At 68.2% G+C, this 20,366-nt stretch carries 16 protein-coding genes and 1 pseudogene; 6 read left to right on the plus strand and 11 right to left on the minus strand.

Annotated features, from left to right (window positions below):
* The 5 genes from ACV4UX_RS10260 to ACV4UX_RS10280 all read right to left on the minus strand — a co-directional run.
* The coding region (locus ACV4UX_RS10260) for a cobalamin-dependent protein (protein WP_491593194.1) at window positions 1–495 on the minus strand (495 nt) is incomplete at its 3' end.
* Window positions 496–1,482, minus strand: coding sequence for a glycosyltransferase (locus ACV4UX_RS10265; RefSeq protein WP_491593195.1), 987 nt, complete (start codon window positions 1,480–1,482; stop codon window positions 496–498).
* A 3-nt stretch (window positions 1,483–1,485) separates the two neighbouring features.
* On the minus strand, window positions 1,486–2,436 hold the full coding sequence (locus ACV4UX_RS10270; RefSeq protein ID WP_491593196.1) for a glycosyltransferase family 2 protein: 951 nt from the start codon (window positions 2,434–2,436) through the stop codon (window positions 1,486–1,488).
* A gap of 55 nt (window positions 2,437–2,491) precedes the next feature.
* A complete protein-coding gene (locus tag ACV4UX_RS10275; RefSeq protein ID WP_491593197.1) occupies window positions 2,492–3,442 on the minus strand; it encodes a UDP-glucuronic acid decarboxylase family protein in 951 nt (316 codons plus the stop codon).
* 76 nt (window positions 3,443–3,518) lie between these two features.
* Window positions 3,519–4,226, minus strand: a complete 708-nt coding sequence (locus tag ACV4UX_RS10280; RefSeq protein ID WP_491593198.1) for a hypothetical protein — start codon at window positions 4,224–4,226, stop codon at window positions 3,519–3,521.
* Window positions 4,227–4,391: 165 nt separating this feature from the next.
* On the opposite strand from ACV4UX_RS10280, the gene ACV4UX_RS10285 reads away from it, so the two are divergent.
* Window positions 4,392–5,036 (plus strand): flavodoxin family protein, encoded by a 645-nt coding sequence (locus tag ACV4UX_RS10285; protein ID WP_491593199.1) that lies wholly within the window; start codon window positions 4,392–4,394, stop codon window positions 5,034–5,036.
* A gap of 197 nt (window positions 5,037–5,233) precedes the next feature.
* Here the strand turns inward: ACV4UX_RS10285 and ACV4UX_RS10290 are convergent, their stop codons facing one another.
* The 6 genes from ACV4UX_RS10290 to dut all read right to left on the minus strand — a co-directional run bounded on the left by ACV4UX_RS10290 (window position 5,234) and on the right by dut (window position 12,631).
* The gene (locus tag ACV4UX_RS10290) at window positions 5,234–6,430 is read right to left on the minus strand and encodes a response regulator (protein WP_491593200.1); all 1,197 of its coding nucleotides are present in this window, start codon (window positions 6,428–6,430) and stop codon (window positions 5,234–5,236) included.
* Window positions 6,420–7,640 (minus strand): response regulator, encoded by a 1,221-nt coding sequence (locus tag ACV4UX_RS10295; RefSeq protein WP_491593201.1) that lies wholly within the window; start codon window positions 7,638–7,640, stop codon window positions 6,420–6,422. The genes ACV4UX_RS10290 and ACV4UX_RS10295 overlap by 11 nt, the downstream gene beginning before the upstream one ends.
* Entirely contained in the window at window positions 7,637–9,682 is a 2,046-nt protein-coding gene (locus ACV4UX_RS10300) for a GAF domain-containing protein (RefSeq protein WP_491593202.1), read from the minus strand. Before ACV4UX_RS10300 ends, ACV4UX_RS10295 begins: the two co-directional genes overlap by 4 nt.
* 187 nt (window positions 9,683–9,869) lie before the next feature.
* Window positions 9,870–10,769 carry a 50S ribosomal protein L11 methyltransferase gene (locus ACV4UX_RS10305; protein WP_491593203.1) on the minus strand — a complete coding sequence of 300 codons (900 nt, stop codon included), beginning with the start codon at window positions 10,767–10,769 and terminating at the stop codon, window positions 9,870–9,872.
* A 71-nt stretch (window positions 10,770–10,840) separates the two neighbouring features.
* Entirely contained in the window at window positions 10,841–12,040 is a 1,200-nt protein-coding gene (locus ACV4UX_RS10310; RefSeq protein ID WP_491593204.1) for an aspartate aminotransferase family protein, read from the minus strand.
* Window positions 12,041–12,160: 120 nt separating this feature from the next.
* Window positions 12,161–12,631 carry a dUTP diphosphatase gene (gene dut, locus ACV4UX_RS10315; RefSeq protein WP_491593205.1) on the minus strand — a complete coding sequence of 157 codons (471 nt, stop codon included), beginning with the start codon at window positions 12,629–12,631 and terminating at the stop codon, window positions 12,161–12,163.
* A 155-nt stretch (window positions 12,632–12,786) separates the two neighbouring features.
* Between dut and glgP the strand changes: the two genes are divergently transcribed.
* The 5 genes and pseudogenes from glgP to ACV4UX_RS10340 all read left to right on the plus strand — a co-directional run.
* Window positions 12,787–15,360, plus strand: a complete 2,574-nt coding sequence (glgP, locus tag ACV4UX_RS10320) for an alpha-glucan family phosphorylase (RefSeq protein ID WP_491593206.1) — start codon at window positions 12,787–12,789, stop codon at window positions 15,358–15,360.
* Between the two features lie 456 nt (window positions 15,361–15,816).
* Window positions 15,817–16,788 carry a glycosyltransferase family 2 protein gene (locus ACV4UX_RS10325; protein ID WP_491593207.1) on the plus strand — a complete coding sequence of 324 codons (972 nt, stop codon included), beginning with the start codon at window positions 15,817–15,819 and terminating at the stop codon, window positions 16,786–16,788.
* Window positions 16,789–16,830: 42 nt separating this feature from the next.
* Complete coding sequence (locus tag ACV4UX_RS10330) at window positions 16,831–17,925, plus strand: SDR family NAD(P)-dependent oxidoreductase (protein ID WP_491593208.1); 1,095 nt, start codon at window positions 16,831–16,833, stop codon at window positions 17,923–17,925.
* A gap of 70 nt (window positions 17,926–17,995) precedes the next feature.
* The gene (locus ACV4UX_RS10335; protein ID WP_491593209.1) at window positions 17,996–18,907 is read left to right on the plus strand and encodes a glycosyltransferase family 2 protein; all 912 of its coding nucleotides are present in this window, start codon (window positions 17,996–17,998) and stop codon (window positions 18,905–18,907) included.
* Between the two features lie 639 nt (window positions 18,908–19,546).
* Window positions 19,547–20,366, plus strand: a pseudogene (locus ACV4UX_RS10340) (hypothetical protein); the annotation flags it as partial.

A 20,366-nucleotide genomic window follows, 5' to 3' on the forward strand; every position in this document is an offset into this window, starting at 1 on the left:
GCCGTTCTCGCGGAACCAGACGCCGCCGGGCAGGGCGGGGGTCTTGCCGTCCAGGTGGTCCGCCAGGTCGGCCAGGATGAAGTCGAAGTCGCCGCCAGCGATCACGAAGTCGGCGGGGCAGTTCTCCATGGACTCGCGCGGCAGGGCCGTGACGTGGTCGCCCATGAGCACCAGTTTCGATCCGGGCAGCTCGCGCTTGAGCTGCTCCACGATCTTCCAGTGGCGCTTGATCACCGGGGTCTTGGACTCCATGGCGATCAGTTCCGGCCGTTCGCGTTTGATGCGGTCCAGCCAGGCGGCGTAGGTCATCTCCTCGGCGATGCCGTCGTCCCAGACGACGCGGTGTCCGCGCTCCTGGCAGAGGCTGGCCGCGTAGGAGGGCACCATGGGGTAGATGTAGGTGGGGTTGGTGAACCACTGGAACTGGCGGTTCTGCGACAAAAGGGCCACGCCCTTGGAGGATTCCAGGGGAGGATAGGAGATGGAGAGCTTCATCTATCTGCCGAGGGTGCTCTTGAGATCGTTGGTGAACCAGCCGCGCAGGAAACGCCACCCGTACCAGAGGTGCGTGAGCACGATGTAGGGGATGGCTGCCAGGGTGACGTCCAGGGGCTCGCGGCGCGCGATGTCCACGGCGGCCACGAGGAGCGCCAGGCCGTAGAGCTTCAGGCCCGCCCACCAGAGGGAACAGGGCAGGAGCACGGCCCCCACGGTGAGGAAGAGCAGCAGCAGCGAGGGCATGAAATAGGGCAGGCGGCGCGAGTTGCCGGGGAAGTTGCGGGCGAAGAAGCCACGGTGCGCGCCGTAGTTGCCCACCTGGCGCAGGTGCTTGCAGAGGCCCTCGCGGCGGTGGTGCCACACGAGCATCTCGGGCAGGTAGAGGATTTTCCCGCCGGTTTTGGCGATGAGGTCCATGCAGAACTTGGTGTCCTCGCCGGGCCAGAACTCGTTGCCGAAGCCGCCCGTCGCCAGGAAGGCCTCGCGACGCACCATGAGGTTCACGGTGGGCCAGTCGTCCACGAAGCGGCGGGGGGGCAGCGGCAGGTAGCGCTGGGGGAAGCCGCCGGAGAAGCGCGAGAGGAACACCGCGCCCGATGCCCTGGCGAAGAAGGGGTCGGAGGCGGGGGTCTGGGCGGGGCCGCCCACGGCCACTACGGTCTGGTCGCGCTCGAAGGCCTCGCGGGCGTAGGTGAGCCAGTAGGGCTCGGGGTAGGCGTCGTCGTCGATGAAGGCCAGGTACTGGCCGCGCGCGGCCTGCGCGCCCATGTCCCGTTTGACGGCGGGGCTCACGGGGCCGGTGGGCAGCACGCTCACGCCGGGGCGGGCGTAGACGCCCTTGGGCTCGGGCATGGGGTCGTCGGGCAGGAGGATGACCTCGTAACGGGTCTCCTGGAGCTCGAAGATGTGCGCCAGGCACTCCTCCACGAGCAGGCCCGGGGCCTTGAAGGGGATGATGATGGAGAAAAGCGGCGTGTCGGACATGGACTACTCCCAGCGTCCCGCGCGTTCGCGGATGATGTAAAGCGGCCGTTGCACCACTTCGGTGTGGATGTGGCCGATGTAGAGCGACACCATCCCCAGCCCGCAGAGCACGATGCCGATGAGGAAGGTGTTGAAGACGGTGAAGAAGGCCATGGGGGTGTAGTTGGCTCCCCAGAGCACGTTGCCTGCGGACATGAAGGCCAGGCAGCACAGGGCCACGCCGATGATGGTCAGGCCCAGGTAGCCTGTGAAGCGCAGGGGCAGGAGCGAGAAGGAGGTGAAGCTGTTCACGGCCAGGTTGAAGAGCTTCTTGAAGGAGTATCCCACCTGGCCGGTGTCGCGAGCCGGGGCCACGAAGGGGATGTAGGTCTTCTTGAAGCCCATCCAGTCGATGAGGCCGCGGAACATGCGCGTGCGCTCGGTGAACTGGAGCAGGGTGCGCACCACCTTGCGGTCCAGGAGGCGGAAGTCCGTGCTGGAGGGGGGGATGTCCAGGTCGGAGTAGCGGGTCATGACCCAGTAGAAGGCCTTGGAGCCGAACTTCTTCATGGGCGAGTAGTCGGCCACGGCCTCGCGCACGGTGGCCACGATCTCGTAGCCCTCCTCCCATTTGGCGGTCAGGGTGGGGATGAGCTCGGGCGGGTGCTGGAGGTCGGCGTCCAGGCAGATGACGGCGTCCACGTCGGGGCAGAGTTCCACCCCGGCCGTGAGGGCCATCTCCTTGCCGAAGTTGCGCGAGAGCATGAGCCCTTTGACCTTGGGGTCGCGCTGGGCGATCTCGCGGATTTTGGGCCAGGAGTGGTCGCGGCTGCCGTCGTCCACGAGGATGAGCTGCCAGTCGTAGGGCAGGGCGTCCATGACGGCGCTCACGCGGGCGTGGAGCGCGTCGAGGCCCTGGGCCTCGTTGTACACGGGCACCACGACGGCCAGGGATTTCCGGGAAGATTGGGACATGAGGATCCGAATGGGCTCGTCCGGGGCGGAAGGCAGGCCTTCCGCCCCGCGTGCGTTATTGGCGTTTGAGGAACCAGTCGAAGTATTCGATGGTTTTCTTGAGGCCGTCGGCCAGCTTGATGGTGGGCTCCCAGCCCATCACGGACTTGGCCAGGGTGATGTCCGGCTTGCGCTGCCTGGGGTCGTCCGAGGGCAGGGGGCGGTATTCGATCTTGGACTTGGAGCCGGTGTATTCCACCACCAGCTTGGCCAGTTCCAGGATGGTGAACTCGCCGGGGTTGCCCAGGTTCACGGGGCCGGTGAACTCGTCGGGGGTCTTCATGGAGCGCACGAAGCCGTCGATGAGGTCGTCCACGTAGCAGAAGGAGCGGGTCTGCTGGCCCTCGCCGTAGACGGTGAGGGGCTGGCCCTGCAGGGCCTGGACGATGAAGTTGGAGACCACCCGGCCGTCGTTGGGGTGCATGCGCGGGCCGTAGGTGTTGAAGATGCGCACCACCTTGATCTTCAGGTTGTGCTGGCGGCGGTAGTCGAAGAAAAGGGTCTCGGCGCAGCGCTTGCCTTCGTCGTAGCAGGAGCGGAAGCCGATGGGGTTCACGTTGCCCCAGTAGGACTCGGGCTGCGGGTGCACGGCGGGGTCGCCGTAGACCTCGGAGGTGGAGGCCTGCATGATCTTGGCCTTCACGCGCTTGGCCAGGCCCAGCATGTTGATGGCGCCGTGCACGCTGGTCTTGGTGGTCTGCACGGGGTCGAACTGGTAGTGGATGGGCGAGGCCGGGCAGGCCAGGTTGTAGATCTCGTCCACCTCGATGTAGAGGGGGAAGGTGACGTCGTGGCGCAGGAGCTCGAAGCTGGGATTGTCCCGCAGATGCTGGATGTTGAGCTTGGTGCCGGTGAAGTAGTTGTCCATGCACACCACTTCGCAGCCTTCGGCGAGCAGGCGCTCGCAAAGGTGGGAACCGAGGAAGCCCGCGCCGCCGGTGACGAGCACACGTTTGTTCAGATGCATGCCGGATGGTCCTTTCTGGATGGGTATGAAACGGTCCTTGCCGGGGGGCTGTAAACCGCTTTGAGGCGAAAGTAAATCAGGTTCGGGAGGCTTGCGCGCCGGTCAGGGCGCGAAGACCCAGGTAGACGCCGGGCAGGCCCGTGACCAGCCCGAAGAGCCCCAGGGCCGAGAGCGCTCCCGGCAGGGCGGGGCGGTGTCCGGCCAGGTTCACGCTCCAGGCGGCCCACAGCTCCCAGAGGCCGCCCGCCAGCAGGGCCAGCCCGGCCCCGGCGCGCACCCAGGGATTGCCGGCCGCGCGCTTCAGAAGTTCCAGCCCGTGGACCTCGCTCCCCACGCGCCCCGCGCCCTTCACCAGGGCCAGCAGGGCGTCCAGCAGGGGGGCCGCGCCGAAGAGGGCCGCCCCCGAGGCGCTGTTGAACGCAGGCAGGCCCGAGGCCGCCAGATCGCCCAGGTCGGCCAGTCCGGCGGCCATGAGGATCACGCCCACGGCCAGGTCCGCCGCGCGGCAGTGGGCCAGGGCGTCCAGCCAGGCCAGGGCGGGGCGGACGCTCAGGCCCGCCACGGCCTTGTCGGCCAGCTCCAGGCCCAGGAAGATGCCCGGCAGGGAGCGCAGGGCCATGGCCAGGCCCACGGTGGCCGCCGCGTGGGGCAGCATGGGCCCCTGGTTGGGCATGTGCCGGGCGATGATCTCGCGCAACTCCGCGAACCCGGCCGCCAGGAGGATCAGGCCCACGGCCAGCTCCAGCCAGGGGGAGTCGAGGGGGCTTGGGCGCGCGGGGTTCATGGCCGGGGGGTATTGGCCATCGGCCCGGGAAAGTCAAACCCCGTCCGCGCTCCGGCCGGCGCCCCGTCGGCACCCGGCTGTCATGGGTGTAAGTACTTGCCCGTGCAGGAGATGCACGCTAGACGGGGCCATGCCGCGCAAGGCGTCGCGCGGCGAGGAGGCCCCATGAAGATCATGGCGTTCAACGCAAGTCCCCGGAAGAGATGGAACACGGCCATGCTCCTGGAGGCCGTGCTGGAGGGAGCGCGCGAGGCGGGCGCGGAAACGGAGATGGTCCACCTCTACGGGCTGGACTACAAGGGCTGCACGAGCTGCTTCGAGTGCAAGAAGCTGGGCGGGAAGAGCTACGGTCGCTGCGCCATGCAGGACGAGCTGCGCCCCGTGCTGGAGCGCGCCGCCGGGGCGGACGGCCTGGTGGTGGGCTCTCCGGTGTACTTCGGGGCCGAGACCGGGGAGTGCCGCTCCTTCCTGGAGCGGCTGCTGTTTGCGTACCTCACCTACACGCCGGGCTACGCCACGCTCTTTCCCCGCAAGATGCCCACGGCGCTCGTGTACACCATGAACATCCCGGAGCACGCCCTGGAGAAGTGGGGCTACACGGTGTTCATGGAACGCATGCGGGGCGTGATGGAACGCACTCTCGGCGCCTGCGAGCTGCTGCTCAGCACCGACACTCTCCAGTTCGACGACTACGAAAAGTACCTTTGCACGGTGTTCGACGCCCAGGCCAAGGCCAAAAGGCGCGCGGAGGAGTTCCCCAAAGACCTGGAGAAGGCGCGGGCGCTGGGGCGCAGGATGGCGGGGGGCTGAAACCAGGGCGCGGACTTGCCTGAGGCGTCTCCGCGTGTTGCGACATCAAGAACCGTGCATACGGATTGTCAAGGCAAACAACCAAGGCCATTGATTTTCGTTTTGAAAAACAGGTTCATGTTCTTCAAAATCGCGACGCTGTCCGGGTGAGCCGGGAGGGCTTTCGGCCTCCCCGGGCGTATCATTGGGGCTGCCTTTTATGAGGGATCGTCGGGTTCGGCCGCTTGGGGCGCGGGCGTTTCAGGCGCAGGCGCTCCCGAAGGGGCCGCCTCGGGCGCGGGCGCGAGGGGCGTGAGCACGTCGGTCTCCTCGGGCAGGCGGAAGCTCTTGCGCAGGCGCGAGAGGCGCAAGCGCGCCGCTTCGCTCACGTGCTGGCCCTTGGCCATGATGAGCGTTCCGGCCTCGTCGCGCAGGTCCGCATCCAGGACCATGCCTTCGCGCAGCCCGCTCAGGGGCAGGCGCTCGGGCAGGTAGCCCGCGTCCTCGAAGAGGGCTTCCAGCACGGCGCGCAGGGCCTGGGGGTCGCGCTTGCCCCAGCGTTGGCGCAGCGCGCGGGCGGCGTGGCGCTTGTCCAGGCCCTGGGCCTGGAGGTCCTCGTAATCAAGGCACTGGGCCAGCAGGGCCGCCTCGGGCGTGGGGCACGCCCCCCCCAGGCGGCATTCGCCCTGGCGGCTGATGAGCTCCGAGACCTCCTCCATGCGGGGAATCTGTCCCAGGAGCGCCGCCGCCACAGAGGGGTGCATGTCGTAGACGGCCTGCTGCTCGTCCGTGAGGGGCTCCCCCCGGAAGCGGCGCAGCACGATGTCCTGGGGCACGGCCACCAGCCCCACCTGGGAGAGCATGCCCGCCAGCTCCAGCCGCCATGAGGGGGCAAGGCCCATGCGGCGGGCCGCCGCCAGGACCAGGCGCTTCACGCGCTCCCCCCGGCCGAAGGCCTCGGGGCTCACCAGGCCCAGCACGTCCAGGAGCACCTTCACGCAGCCGCGCAACGTGCCCCGCAGGAGCTCTTTCTCGGCCGTGACCAGCCTGTGCTGCTCCACCCCTGCGTCCAGGGCGCGCACGAGCGCGTCGGCGGGGCAGGGCTTGGCCAGGAAGCGGAAGACGTGGCCCTCGTTGACGGCGGCCATGGCCGCTTCCATGTCGCCGTGGCCGGTGAGCATGATGCGGGTCGTGTCGGGAGCCAGCTCCCTGGCGCGCTCCAGGAAGCGCACGCCGTCCATGCCGGGCATGCGCAGGTCGGTGAGGACCACGGCGAAGGGGCCGCACTCGCGCAGGGCGTACAGCCCGTCTTCGGGTCCCTGGGCAAGCGACAGGTCGTAGCGGTGGCAGAGGGTGCGGCGCAGGGCGTCCAGGAGGCAACGGTCGTCGTCCACGGCCAGGATTCTAGGGTTCATTGCCGTGTCCTCCCTGGAGCACGCAGGATGCGATTTCGCGCCAGTCCTCCAGGCGGGGGGCGTGGCCCGAGGCCGCCAGGGCGGAATGCCGCCATCTGTCGCGCTCGTAGCGCTGGTTGACCACGCGCAGTTCGTGGTCCAGGGCGTTGGCCGCGTGGACGATGGCCGCGGCGAGGGGCGTGCGCTCCGGCTCCGCGGCGAGGGCGTGGTGTCCGAAGATCCAGCGGATCATCTCCTCGGAGAAGCCCCAGAGGGAGAGCAGATAGGCCCCCAGTTCGGCATGGGTGCAGCCCAGGATGTCGCGCTCGCAGGCCCACACGGCGCGGTTTTCCGCGCGGGAGGCCGCGAGGACCTCCTCGTAGAGGTCCGGCGCGTGGCACAGGAGCACGAGCTTGCCCACGTCGTGCAGGATGCCCGCCACATAGAGGTCGTCCTGGCCGGACTGGGCGAAGCCCTCGGCGCGGGCCAGGGCGCGGCAGACGTTGCCGGTGTTCAGGCAGTGCAGCCAGAGGCCCTCCAGGTCGTAGCCCTTGTGGCGCGCGGCGTCGAAGCTGGAGAAGAGGCGCACGGTGAGCACGAGCCCGGCGATCACGTCCAGGCCCAGGAGGTTGGCGGCGTGGGCCGGGCTGGAGACGCGCGTGCGCAGCCCGAAGAAGGCCGAGTTCACCAGCTTGAGCATGCTGGCCGAGAGCCCCATGTCCCGGGAGATGAGCGCGGCGATGCGGCCCATGTCCGGGTCCGGGGCGTGGAGTTCGGCCAGGATGCGCTGGTGGATCTCCGGCAGGGCGGGCAGGGTGTCCAGGCGGTGCACAAGTTCCTGTACGCGGGGGTTGGTGAGCACGCCGCGCAGGGCCAGCAGGCGCTCCAGGGTGCGCACGAGGGCTTCGGAATCCACGGGCTTGGCCAGGAACTGGTGGGCGTAACGGGCGGCCTGGAGGGCCAGGGCGCGCCCCGAATGCCCCGAGAGCACCAGGCGGATGGCGCCGGGGTGGCGGGCGTGGACCTCTTCCAGGAAGCGGCCGCCGTCCATGCCGGGCATGAGCAGGTCGGTGACGATCACGTCGTGGGGCTGGGCGGCCAGGGCCTCCAGGGCCTCGGCGGCGCTGGCGCGGAACGTTGCGTTCCAGCGTGCGCGCTGGGGGTGGAGCATGCGGCGCAGGGCGTCCAGGATCTTGGACTCGTCGTCCACGAAGAGCAGGCGAGGCTTCACGGGTCGTTCTCCGGGGCCTTGTCCAGGGGCAGGCGCACGGTGAAGCGGGTCCATTGGCCGGGCTGGGAGTCCACGGTGATGGCGCCTCCGTGCTTCTTCACCACGATGTCGTGGCACAGGGCCAGGCCCTGGCCCGTGCCCTTGCCCACCTCCTTGGTGGTGAAGAAGGGGTCGAAGACGCGGTGGATGTTGGCGGCGGGGATGCCGCAGCCCGTGTCCAGGACGCTCAGGGTCACCCAGGCGCCCTCGTTGCGGGTGGTCACGGTGATCAGGCCTTTGTCGCCGGTGTCGCGGTACTTGTCGGTGATGGCGTGGCTGGCGTTGACCAGCAGGTTCAGGAGCACCTGGTTGAAGTCGCCCGGGCGGCAGGGGATGTAGCGCAGCTCGGGGTCCAGGTCGAGGGTGATGTCCGCGTGGTATTTCCATTCGTTGCGGCTGATGACGGTGGCGTTCTCGATGGCCTTGGGCAGGTCGAGCAGGCCCATTTCCTCGCCGCCCGCGTGGGAGAAGCGCTTCATGGCCCCCACGATGCCCGCCACGCGCGCCACGCCCTCCCGCGACTGGGAGAGGGCGTTGGGTATCTCCTCGAGAAGGAAATTCAGGTCTTCGTCGCGCTCCTGCCCGGCGAGGCGGTCGACGAGGTCGGTGAAGGCCCCTTCCAGGAAGGTGAGGTTGTCCCCGATGTACTGGATGGGGGTGTTGATCTCGTGGGCGATGCCCGAGGCCAGCCCGCCCAGGGATTCCAGGCGTTGGGCCAGGGCCAGCTGGCGTTCCAGGGCCTTGCGCTCGCCCACGTCGAAGAGGATGTCGTAGAAGAGGGTCTGGCCAGAGCGCAGGGCCCGCACCACGGTGCGCGAGACGGGGAGCGTGGTCCCGTCGGGGCGTTCGATGCGGTATTCCTCGTTGATGATGTCCGGGGCGTCCTGGGGGCAGCCGTCGGCGGGGGCGTTGTCCGACTGCCTGATCCAGCGCAGCGCCGTGCACGGGCTGCCCAGGAGCAGGTCCCGGGGCAGGCCCGCGATGGCCAGGGCGATGTCGTTGGCGTCCACCACGGTTCGCGTCCGGGGGTCCACCACCAGGATGCCCGCGCGGATGCCCCGGAGGATTTCCCGGAAGGTGTTCTCGCGTTCGGCCAGCTCGCTCTCCATGCGCTTGCGCAGGGTGATGTCCGTGAGCACGCCGATGGACCCCAGGAGCTGGCCCCTGCGGTCTCTGTAGCTGGAGCGCCGGAAAAGCACGTGGCGCGTCTCCCCCCGGACATTCAGGGCGAACTCGGCGGGTTCGGCGTCCTCTTCCGGGAGCAGGGCGGAGTCTATGCCCAGCAGTTCGGGCAGCGTCTTTCCGGTGGCGTCGGGCTTGGCCAGGCCGAAGAACGCGGCGAAGGCGTCGTTGCAGCCGCTCACCAGACCCTGGGGGTCGCTGTGGTAGAGTGGGGCGGGCGTGGCGTCCAGGATGCGCTGGAGCCGTCTGAGTTCGCGTCCGGCGCGCGCCTCCTCCTCGGCCTGGCGGCGCAGCACCATGGACCACACCCCCCGGGCGATGAGCTCCAGGTTCGTCACGTCGTCGGGTCCGTAGTCTCCCGCCTTGTTGCCCACGCCGATCACCGCCGTGACGGCCTCGGCGTGGAAGACGGGGATGGTGAGGAAGTTGCGCAGGGGCACGTGGCCTTCGGGATACCCCTTCTTGAAGGGGTCGGGGGCCTGGAAGTCGTTGACCAGCACGGGGGCGCGGCGGCGCACGGCCTCGCCCCAGAGGCCGGTCTTGTCCAGTTCGTAGGTGGTCTGTTTCTCCGTGATGGTGCAGGCCTCCATCACGGAGTCGGACCAGGCGTAGAGCGTGAAGAGGCGCGTGGATTCGTCGTAGAAGTAGATGTAGCCCACGGCGCTGTCCGTGATGGCCAGGGTTTCGGCCAGGGCCCGGTCCAGGATCTGGCCGAGGTTCGCCTCCGAGAGCCGAAAAAGCCTGATGAGCGCCTCAAGGGTGCGCCGCGCCTGTGGCGCGGGCGGCCCGGACGCGTCCGTGTCCGACGGGTGGCCTGCCATGGCCCTGCCTCCTTGCCGTGTGCGCGTCCCGCGCCGCCCGCCAAACGCGAGGGGGGACGAGGCGCGCGTTGGAGCGTCGGCGGCCCCGCCGCCGGACGTTTCACACCTTGATACCCCTCCCGGCAGAGGAGGACAACAGCGGAAAGGGACAAAAGCGTGCGGTGCACGAGCGCAAGGCAGGGCGCGGCTACACCCAGAAGAGCCCGCTCCACTCGCCCACGTCCTTGATCTCGGGCTCGGGCAGGCCCTGGCGCACGTAGGCGTCGGCCACGGCGCGGGCCTGGGTGGTCAGGATGCCCGAGAGGATGAGCGCGCCGCCGGGCTTGAGGTGGCGGAGCAGGTAGGGGGCCATGTCGATGAGCGGCTGGGCCAGGATGTTGGCCACGATGCAGTCGAAGGCGGCGTCCCGGGCCAGGCCCTCCAGGCCGCAGACGCACAGTTCCACGGGCGCTCCGGGCGTGCCCGGGGCGGGCAGGCCGTTCAGGGCCAGGTTCTCGGCGGCGCAGAACACGGCCTGGGGGTCGATGTCCACGGCCAGGCCCGTGCAGCCCAGCTTGGCCAGCCCGATGGCCAGGATGCCCGAGCCGGTGCCCAGGTCCAGGTAGCGCGCGCCCCTGGCCAGGCGGCCGGAGTCCACCAGCCTGGCGATGCCCTCCAGGCACAGGGCCGTGGTGGCGTGGTGGCCGGTGCCGAAGGCCATCTTGGGCTCGATGACGATGGGCTCCAGGCCGTGGTGGTCGGAGTCGGCCAGCCAGGGCGGCACGATCTCGAAACGCCCGCCGATGTCGATGGGCGTGAAGAACTCCTTCCAGGCGGCGGCCCAGTCCTGCTGCTCCTGGGTCACCACGGCCAGGCGGGCCATGGGCCAGCGGCCGGGCACGAAGTCCTGCACCACCTGGGCCAGGGGCGAGCCGGGCTCCAGGTAGAAGCGGAAGGTCACGTCGCGGGTGGCCGGGGCGGTCAGCTCCTCCCAGCCCTGGAGCGAGTTGGCGGAGAGCCAGGCGGACACGTCGTCGGTGAGAAGTTCGAGGTCGGTTTCCGAGAGGGAGCCGGGGAGCGTCAGTTCGATCTTGAGCAGTTGGGACATGGCGGTCTCTTGCGAAAAAGGGGCCGTGCCTCGCGGCCCGGCCCCGGTTGTCTGTTGCGGGTGGCGCGCGCTCAGGCGCTGGCCAGCACGTCGGAGAGGGCCTGGGCGAAGCGGCTCAGCTGGTCCTGCTCGATCACCAGGGGCGGCAGCAGGCGCAGCACAGTGCCCTGGGTCAGGTTCAGGATGAAGCCGCGCTTGAGGAGCTCCTCCCAGACCTTCTGGCCGTCGAACGTCAGGTCGATGCCCAGCATCAGGCCCAGGCCGCGCACTTCCTTGACCTTGCCCGGGTTCTGGGCGGCCACGTCCTCGAAGAGGGCCAGGGCGAAGTCGCCCAGGCGCGCGGCGCGCTCGGCCATGCGCTCGCGGTGCATGATCTCCACGGTCTTGAGGGCGGCGGCGCAGACCAGGGGCGTGCCCCCGAAGGTGGTGGCGTGGCTGCCGGGCTCGAAGCCCCGGGCCACCTCCTCGGTGGCCAGCACCGCGCCCATGGGCAGGCCGTTGGCCAGGGCCTTGGCCGCCGTGAACACGTCGGGCGCAAGCCCGTGGTGCTGATGGGCCCACCAGCGGCCCGTGCGGCACATGCCGGTCTGGATTTCGTCCACCATGAAGAGCGCGCCCTGTTCGCGGCAGAGGGCCTGCACGCCCTGAAGGTAGTCCCCGGGGAAGAGCTTCACGCCGCCCTCGCCCTGCACCACCTCCAGGAGCACGGCGGCCGTGCGCGGGGTGAAGGCCGCGCGCAGGGCCTCCAGGTCGCCTGCGGGCACGGTGACGAAGCCCTCGGGCAGGGGCTGGAAGTGCTCCTTCACCTTGTCCTGGCCGGTGGCCGTGAGGGTGGCCAGGGTGCGGCCGTGGAAGGAGCCGGTGAGGGTGATCACCTCGAAGCGGTCCTGCCCGCGCACGGTGCGCTGGTAGCGCCGGGCGAGCTTGACGGCCCCCTCGTTGGCCTCGGCCCCCGAGTTGCAGAAGAAGACGCGCCCCGGCCCCCAGGTGGCCAGCAGGGCCTCGGCCAGCTCCACCTGGGGTTTCTGGAAGAAGAGATTGGAGACGTGCACCAGCTCGCGGGCCTGGCGGGCCAGGGCGTCGGCGATCTCGGGGTGGGAGTGGCCCAGGTTGGCCACGGCGATGCCCGCCAGGAGGTCGAGGTATTCGCGGCCGTCCAGGTCGTGCAGGGTGCAGCCGCCGCCCTTGGCCAGGGCCAGGGGGTAGCGTCCGTAGGTGTTCATCACGGACGCCTGGGTCCGTTCCTTCAAGGCGTCGAAGGCATTGCTCATGGGAAGCCTCTCTCTCCGATGCGGTTATCGCAACGGTTTCGGTACATTCCGCAGCCTATACGGGAGTCCGGAGGGCGCAGCCCTCTGGCCGCCGGAGGCTTTCCCCCCGTCGGAGGGGGGTCAGACGGAGCCGGTGTGGCCGAAGCCTCCGGCTCCTCGGCTCGTGTCGCCCAGTTCGTCTGCGGCCTGGATGGCCGCCTGCCGGTAGGGCATGACGAGAAGCTGGGCAATGCGCTCCCCACGCGCGACGGTCTTGTGGGTTTCGGAGGTGTTGAGCAGCCAGACGACGATCTCGCCCCGGTAGTCGGGGTCGATGACGCCCACGCCCTGGGCCACGGTGAGGCCCTGCCTGGCCCCGAGGCCCGAGCGGGAGTAGACGAACCCGGCCAGGCCCGGCTCGCCGATCTCGATGGCCAGGCCCGTGCCGAAGGCGTGGCGTCCCCCGGGGGGGATGTCCACGGCGGGCACGTCCATGGCGGCGCGCAGGTCGATGCCCGCAGAGCCCAGGGTGGCGGGCTCCAGGGGGAATTCCTCCCAGACGGGGTGGAGAAACTTCACCCTCAGGGGGACGGGCTTCGGCTGGATGGTCACGGCGGCTCCTAGGGGTCGTTGTCGGAGCACGGTTTCTAGCCTTTTTGCCGCCGGGACAAAAGAGAAAAATGGGCCGCCCCGGCATGCCGGATTCCTTGCCATTGTCGCCAAGGACTGGCATGTAGTTGCTGCTAAAACCTCAAAAAGGATCGCCCATGCAACCGTTGCAAGTCTACAGTGTCGTCCCGAAGCTGCCCCCCAAGCTCAAGGGCCTCTGGGAACTGGCCTACAACTGCTGGTTCGCCTGGAACACCGAGATCAGCGAGCTCTTCGCCCAGGTGGACCAGAAGCTGTGGAGGGAGTGCGAAAGCAACCCCGTGGGCTTCCTGAACAGGCTGCCCCAGCGCACCCTGGAGGCCCTGGCCGCCGACCAGTTCTTCCTGGACCGCGTGGGAGAGCTCCAGAAGAGCCTGGGCGCCTATCTGGCCAAGAAGACCATCTCCATCCCCTTCCCCGAGGGGGAGAACAAAGAGCCGGCCATCGCCTACTTCAGCTTCGAGTACGGGCTCTCCAAGGCCCTGCCCATCTACTCGGGCGGCCTGGGCATCCTGGCGGGCGACCACCTCAAAAGCGCCTCCGACCTCTGCGTGCCCCTGGTGGCCGTGGGCTTCGCCTACCAGCAGGGCTACTTCCGCCAGTACCTCTCCCCCGACGGCTGGCAGCAGGAGCGCTACCCCATCTACGACTTCGAGCAGATGCCCATGACCCCCGCCACCGGCGAGGACGGCAGGCGACTGCTCGTCTCCGTGGACCTGAAGGGCGAACGCGTCCAGGCCCAGATATGGAAGGTGGCCGTGGGGCGCGTGAGCCTCTACCTCATGGACACCAACATCGCCGAGAACCCGCCCCACTTCAAGCAGATCACCACCAGGCTCTACGGCGGCAACCTGGAGATGCGCCTCTGGCAGGAGATCCTGCTGGGCATCGGCGGCATCAAGCTTCTGGACCTCCTCGGCTTCAAGCCCAAGGTGATCCACATGAACGAGGGGCACTCGGCCTTCGCGGGCCTGGAGCGCATCCGCCGCTTCATGGAGGGCTCCGGGCTCACCTTCGAGGCCGCCGCCGAGCTGGTGGCCTCCTCCAGCATCTTCACCACGCACACCCCGGTCCCGGCGGGCAACGACCGCTTCCCGCCCGACCTCATGCAGCCCTACTTCGAGGACTACGCCCGCAAGCTGGGCCTGGCCTGGAAGGTGTTCCTGGCCCTGGGCCGGGAGGACCCCCGCAACGACGCCGAACCCTTCTGCATGACCGTGCTGGCCCTGCGCCTCTCGCGCATCAGCAACGGCGTATCCATTCTGCACGGCTACGTCTCGCGCAACATGTGGAAGCGCGTCTGGCCCCAGTATCCCGTGGAGGACGTGCCCATCGGCGCAGTGACCAACGGCGTCCACGCCCCCACCTGGGTGGCCCCGGACCTGGCCCAGCTCTTCGACCGCTACATGGGCTCCAACTGGCGCGAGGACCCGGACTGCACCCGCGTCTTCGACCAGGTGGAGGCCATCTCCGACGCAGAGCTCTGGCGCACCCACGAGCGCCTGCGCGAACGGCTCATCGACTTCGTGCGCCGCAAGCTGCACGACCAGCTCCTGGCCAGGGGGGCCAAGCGCAAGGAGCTCCAGATGGCCGAGGAAGTGCTGGACCCCCAGGCCCTGACCATCGGCTTCGGCCGCCGCTTCGCCACCTACAAGCGCGCCACGCTCCTGCTCTCCGACCAGGAGCGCCTCATCAAGATCCTCTCCGAGTCGCCCAAGCCGGTGCAGTTCCTCTTCGCGGGCAAGGCCCACCCCCACGACAACGAGGGCAAGAAATACATCCAGCAGCTCGTGCAGATGTGCGGGACGCCCGAGTGCCGCTATTCCATGGTCTTCCTCGAGGACTACGACATGGAAGTGGCCTCCTACATGTACCAGGGCTGCGACGTGTGGCTGAACAACCCGCGCCGACCCCTGGAGGCCTGCGGCACCTCGGGCATGAAGGCCATGATGAACGGCGTGCTGAACTTCTCCACCCTGGACGGCTGGTGGGCCGAGGCCTGGCGGCCGGACAACTCCCTGGGCTGGGCCATCGGCCAGGGCGAGGAGTACGAGGACCAGCAGTACCAGGACTTCGTGGAGTCCCAGATGCTCTACAACGTGCTGGAGAACGAGATCATCCCCACCTTCTACGACCGGGGGCACGGCAACCTGCCGCGCGGCTGGATCAAGAAGATGAAGGAGTCCATCCGGGTGCTGGGGCCGTGGTTCTCCTCGCACCGCATGGTGGAAGACTACGCCAAGGTGGCCTACGGCCCGGCCATCGAGAACTACAACCGCCTGGTGAAGGACGACTTCGCCGCCGCCAAGGACCTGGCCCAGTGGCGCATGGAAATGATGACCAAGTGGTCCAGCCTGATGATCCGCGACGTGCGCGCGGCGCAGCCGCAGCAGATTTATGTGGGCGAACCGATCCTGGTGTCGGCGGAGATCAGCCTCAACGGCATCCGGCCGCAGGACGTGCGGGTGGAGGTGTACTCCGGCCCCGTGGACTTCGAGGGCAAGTTCATCCAGCGCGAGACCACCATCATGCAGCCGGGCGAGCGCACCGACGACGGCTGGCAGCGCTTCACCGGCGAGGTGATGCCCATCGAGGCCGGGCGCTTCGGCTACACCGTGCGCATCCTGCCGCACCACCCGCTGCTTCTGGACAGCCACTCCCTGGGGCTGATCAAATGGGCGGACCCGCAGTAAAGCGAAGAGACGCAAGGAATCCGGAAACGGGACGGGGGCTTCGGCCCCCGTTTTCGTGGGGGCGTCCGAAGTCCGTCCGGGAGGTGGCGGTTTGGCAGGTCCGCCGACTCAGCCGGGCGGGCTTTCCGTGGCGAGGCGGGGGCTTGATCCGGCAAGGGCTGTTCGGCGGCTGCGGGGCGTCGTCGTGCGCCTTCGCTTCGGAACCACGCCGTGCCTGCGAACACGGCGTGCGAAGGTGGCTTCCGGTCGGGCGATGAGTATTCGGGCCGGTCAGCAGGGGCGCTCCGTGCCGGGTCGCGTCGCAGACGGCGTTGCGCGCCAGTCGGGAGCCGAACGGTGCGCCCTGCCCAAGCGACGCAAGCACTCGCGTGGCCGCCACGGATGTTGAGTCCGGTTGTCCAGCGGATTGCACAACGCCACCCACGCAGTTCGGACTGCGTTGACGGGAGAAGGTGTTTGTCGTATGAATCGAAGGATATTTATGCAATCAGCGACAGCAGCGAGTGCTGCCGCAGAGTGCTTCAAGGATCGTGTCGCATGACGGGCGGAGAAGATACGAATCAGAAAGAACCCCTTCTTTCCATCATCCTGCTGGACTGGTCCGTCCGGGAGCGATTCCAGGCTTTGGAATGGCTCAACAGGCAGTCCGCTCCCAGGGATTCCTACGAGCTGATCTGGATCGAACTCTACGATGCCGTTCCGGACATCGTCCGGGAGCGGGCGGATGTCGTCAAGGTGCTTGGGCAGAAAGGCGTCTATCACAAGCACAAGGCCTACAACGAAGGGCTGCTGGCGGCGCGCGGCGCATTGATCACCGTTTGCGACAGCGATGCGGTCTTCTCGCATCGTTTCGTGGAGTCCGTCTTTGCGCATTTCGACGACGGAAGCGGCGGATACAAGCCCAAGGTGCTCATGCACCATGAGTGGCGCACCGCGTCCCCGTACCCTGACGGCATGACGAGCCTGGACGAGCTGGACAACCACAAGTGGCTGGATCTGTGGCCCAACGTGGGGGCCTGCATGACCGTCCGGCGCGAGGACGCCATCCGTTTCGGCGGCTTCGATGAGCATCGGCTGTTCAGGGGCTACATTTGCGGCCCGTACGACCTGGGCTGGAGGCTGGTGAACGCCGGATTGCCCGAAGTCTGGCAGTCCCCGGAAATCGCGTTGTGGCATTTCGCGCATCCGGACCCGCCGGCGTCGCTGGCCTCGAGCTTCTCCATGAAGCGCTGGCTGGAGGTGCGGACGCCGCACGAGAAGTACCACGCCCTTGCCGCCGTGGAGGCGTTTTCCTCAGGCCGGATGTTGCCGCGTGCGGAGAATCCCGCGATCTTCGCCTTGCGCATGAAATCCCGGCGCATCGGCGGCGCGTACGAAGAGGCCTACGCAAACCTCTGCGGCCCGGAAGGATTCAGCCGGGCCTACTAGGCCGGCAAATACGGGCTGCTCCTGCTGGAGGGTCTGGCCCGGATGGCCCGCCCGCTGGTGAAGCCCGGGCTGAACCTCGCCCGCGCCGTTCTCCGTCGGCTCCGGCAGGGATGGGCCTCCTGCGGGCTCGGCGACGGGCGCGTCCCGTTGGCGCGGCGCACGGCCGGGGCGCTCGGCGGCACAGGGGCCGTCCCCCAGCCGGAACCCGCCAGAGCCGCCGTGGATCCCGCAACGCCTGCCGGTCCGGTCCAGCCGCCCCTGGCGCCTCCACCTCCCCGACGTGAAGCCATCCGATCCGATGCAGTCACGCCCGGAGTCCTGACGGCGCTGGACCCCTCCCTCTGGCGCGAGCACCGTTTCGGCCTTCCCGCCGGGCGTTTCGAGGCCCTGGCCGGAAAGACCTTCTGGATCACGGGGGCAGGCACCGGATATGGCCGGGCTCTCTCCATCGCCCTGGCCTGCGCCGGGGCGGGAGTCGCGCTTTCCGGGAGGCGTCCCGCCGCGTTGGAGCAGACCGTGGGCGAAGCGCTCCTCCTTGGGGCCGAGACGGGACGCATGCGGGTGGTCCCCCTGGACGTGACGGACGATCTTTCGCGGTCGGAGGGCGTCGAGCGGGTTCTCTCATTTGCGTCGGAACTCTCCGGCATCGTGCACTGCGCGGCCTTGCCGCAGGATCGAACCGTTGCCGCCCCCCTTCTCAGGCAGTCGGGGGAGTCCATCCAGGGCATGTGGTCCACGAATTTCGCGGGGCCGCTGTATCTCACCCGGGAGGTGCTTGAACGGACGAGCGGAGCCTTCCGGGGCGTCTTCATGACGTCGGAGGCGGGCTGGGCCGTCACGCCCGGCATGGGGCCGTACAATGTCTCCAAGGCCGCCCTGAACAGCATGGCCGTCTGCCTGGCCGTGGAGGCGGAGACCCTTTGGCCGGACCGGGACATCCAGCTCAACGTGCTCGATCCCGGGGAGGCGCGCACTGAAATGAACCAGGGCTCCAGCACCTCCCCGTTCTGCGTGGCGTGCATGACCCTGGCCCTGCTCAGCCACCCGCGTCCCGGGCCAACAGGCCGGTTTTTCCACAGGGACGGGAGGCATCTGGAGTATTGCCGGGTCGCCGCCCACGAGAACCCTTTGCTGTGATGCCGTCCTTTCCGTCTGGACTTCTCCATGGCCAGGGGGTAGCGTTTCGCCCTCAAGTTGAAATGCAGCCATGAGCAACACCGAAGCCAGCCGATCTTTCGCCGGAGGCCAAGAGGCTTCCCGGCAGGAGCACATCCGCATCTCCATCCTGGTGCCCAGTCGCGGCAGGGCCGGGCAGCTTGTGGGCATGGCCCGCAGCGCGACCGCTCTGGCCGAGAATCCCGACCGGGTCGAGCTGCTGGTCTTCGCGGATGATGACGATCAGGAAACCCAGGAGGCGTGCCGCCAGGAATCGATGATCTGCCTGACGGGGGCGCGAAACAGCATGGGGTTCTATCTCCGTCGGCTGTTCGACATCTCCCGGGGGGACGTCATTGTTCTTTTGAACGACGATGTGGTCGTGCGCACCAGGGGCTGGGACACGCGCCTCGTCGAACTGTTCGAGGGCAACGCGCTTCCGGTGCTGGCCTACCCCAACGATCTGTTCAAGAAAAAACAGCTCGCAACGTTTCCCATCCTCTCCCGCCAGATGTTCCGGGCCGTGTTCAGCGAGTGCATGGACAGCTACAAGGGGGCTTTTATCGACACGCACCTTCTGGACTTTTTTCTGCGCCTCCAGAAGGCCCGGCAGGGCTCCATAAGATACCTGCCCGACGTCGTCTTCGAGCACATGCACTACCGGCTCAAGAAATCCACTTTCGACTCGACCTACGCCGACCGTGACCGCTTCGGAGACGACGAGAATTTCCTGCTCCTTGCGCGCCAGCGCAAGGCCCTGGCCAAAGCGCTGATCGCCCCCGGGAGCGTCCGCAACGCCCCGGACTCCTCCCCGCAAGGCGATGCCGGGACACGGGCGGGCTACTGCCGCCAAGTGCTGTCCGGGCTCCTCCTGGACGGCGATCTGCCCTGGAACTGGAGGCTTCGCATGACCTCCCATTTCCTCATGCGCTACGTCTACAGACGGTTGTTCGCCGCCGGCTAGCGTCGCTGTTTTGAGCAACTTGGAATGTTGTTCAAAAGGTGAATCAATGGTTTCGGCCGCCTGCCTGGACAATCCTTAGAGACTGATCGTGAGGACGCAACACGAGGAGGCGCGGCGACCGGTGAAGCTGTCTTCGAGGCGGTCGGTTGTCCTTGCCGGAGGGAGGGGGGCCTCTCCTGTGCGTCCTCCGCTCTGGTCCTCAAACCTGAGCGCCGTTTCAACCCGTCCGTCCGCCCGCATTCCCCGTGCGGCGAGCGCGCAGGGTGCGCTCCGGCGGGAGAGGGTCCGCATGTGCTGACATCCTGGCTTCCGAGCTTCCCTGGGGCTGTCGGGCGCAACCTGCGGGGGCTTCCGACGCCGGGCGCCATCCTCGCGATTCTGCTCTACGCGGTGAATCTGCTGCTGGCCGTGCGCGTTGTTCCATGGGGCTGGGCGTCATTGTCGGCGGCGTTGGCGTATGGATGCGTCGCGGCCCTTGCGTGGAGGGGCGGGGCGTCTTCCCGGGCGGCACTCGGTGCGTTCGGAGCGTCCCTGGTCTTCTTCGGGGGGCAATCGTACACGGTTCACTCCCTGATCCTGCATGGGGCGGCCAGCGGCCTCGGCCTCGGCCTCGATCTCGCCAGGCTTGGGGAGAGGCCCATGGCATCCGGGCGTCCATCCCTGACGCTCGCGCTGACCACGGTGTTCATCCTGGCCGCCATGACGGGCGCAGTCCTTCTGCCCTGGGATGTCCTCGCCCTGGCGCTGGTCCGGCTGGGCTTCGCGGAGACGGCGTACATGGCCTGGTTCAGCCTGGCCGACAGCCCGTGGTACAGTCTGGTCTCCCTCAATCGCCTGGTGTTGTACGGCGTTTTGGCGCGCACCCTGTCGCGCCTCGACGAATCGCGTTTCACGACGCTGACGACAGCCATGGCCCTCGGCTGCGCCGCAACCTGTCTTGCGGGGCTGGGGTTCTTTCTGGCGGACGCCGGGCGATTCGTCATGCTCAACCGCCTCACCTCCACCTTCCTCAATCCCGGATGGTTCGCGGAATACATCTGCCTGACCGCCCCGTTCCTTCTGGTGTGGCTTGTCCGCGGCGCACGGCGGCGGCAGGCGCTCGCCCTGTCCTGCCTGACGTTGATGGTCGCCGGTATCCTGCTGGCCATGTCGCGGGGAGGTTGGCTGGTGTTCCTGGCGGTCCTGGGCGCGATGGCCTGGATCGTGCGGCGCTACGGTCCTGGGGCTGGCAGCGGTGCGGTCCGCACCCGGCACCTGTTCCTCGCGCCTCTTGCGGGGGGCCTTCTGGCGGTCGACGCCCTGGCCTTCGCATCCATGGGCCCGCTCATCCTCAAGGAGTTCCTGATCCGCCTTGCCCATTTCACCGCCACCTCCCGGCCGGCCGTGTTCCTGAGCGGCGTCCTCATGGGGCTGGAATCGCCGGTTCTGGGGCTCGGTTACGAGACGTACGCGTGGCTCC

The organism is Fundidesulfovibrio sp., assembly GCF_058402725.1.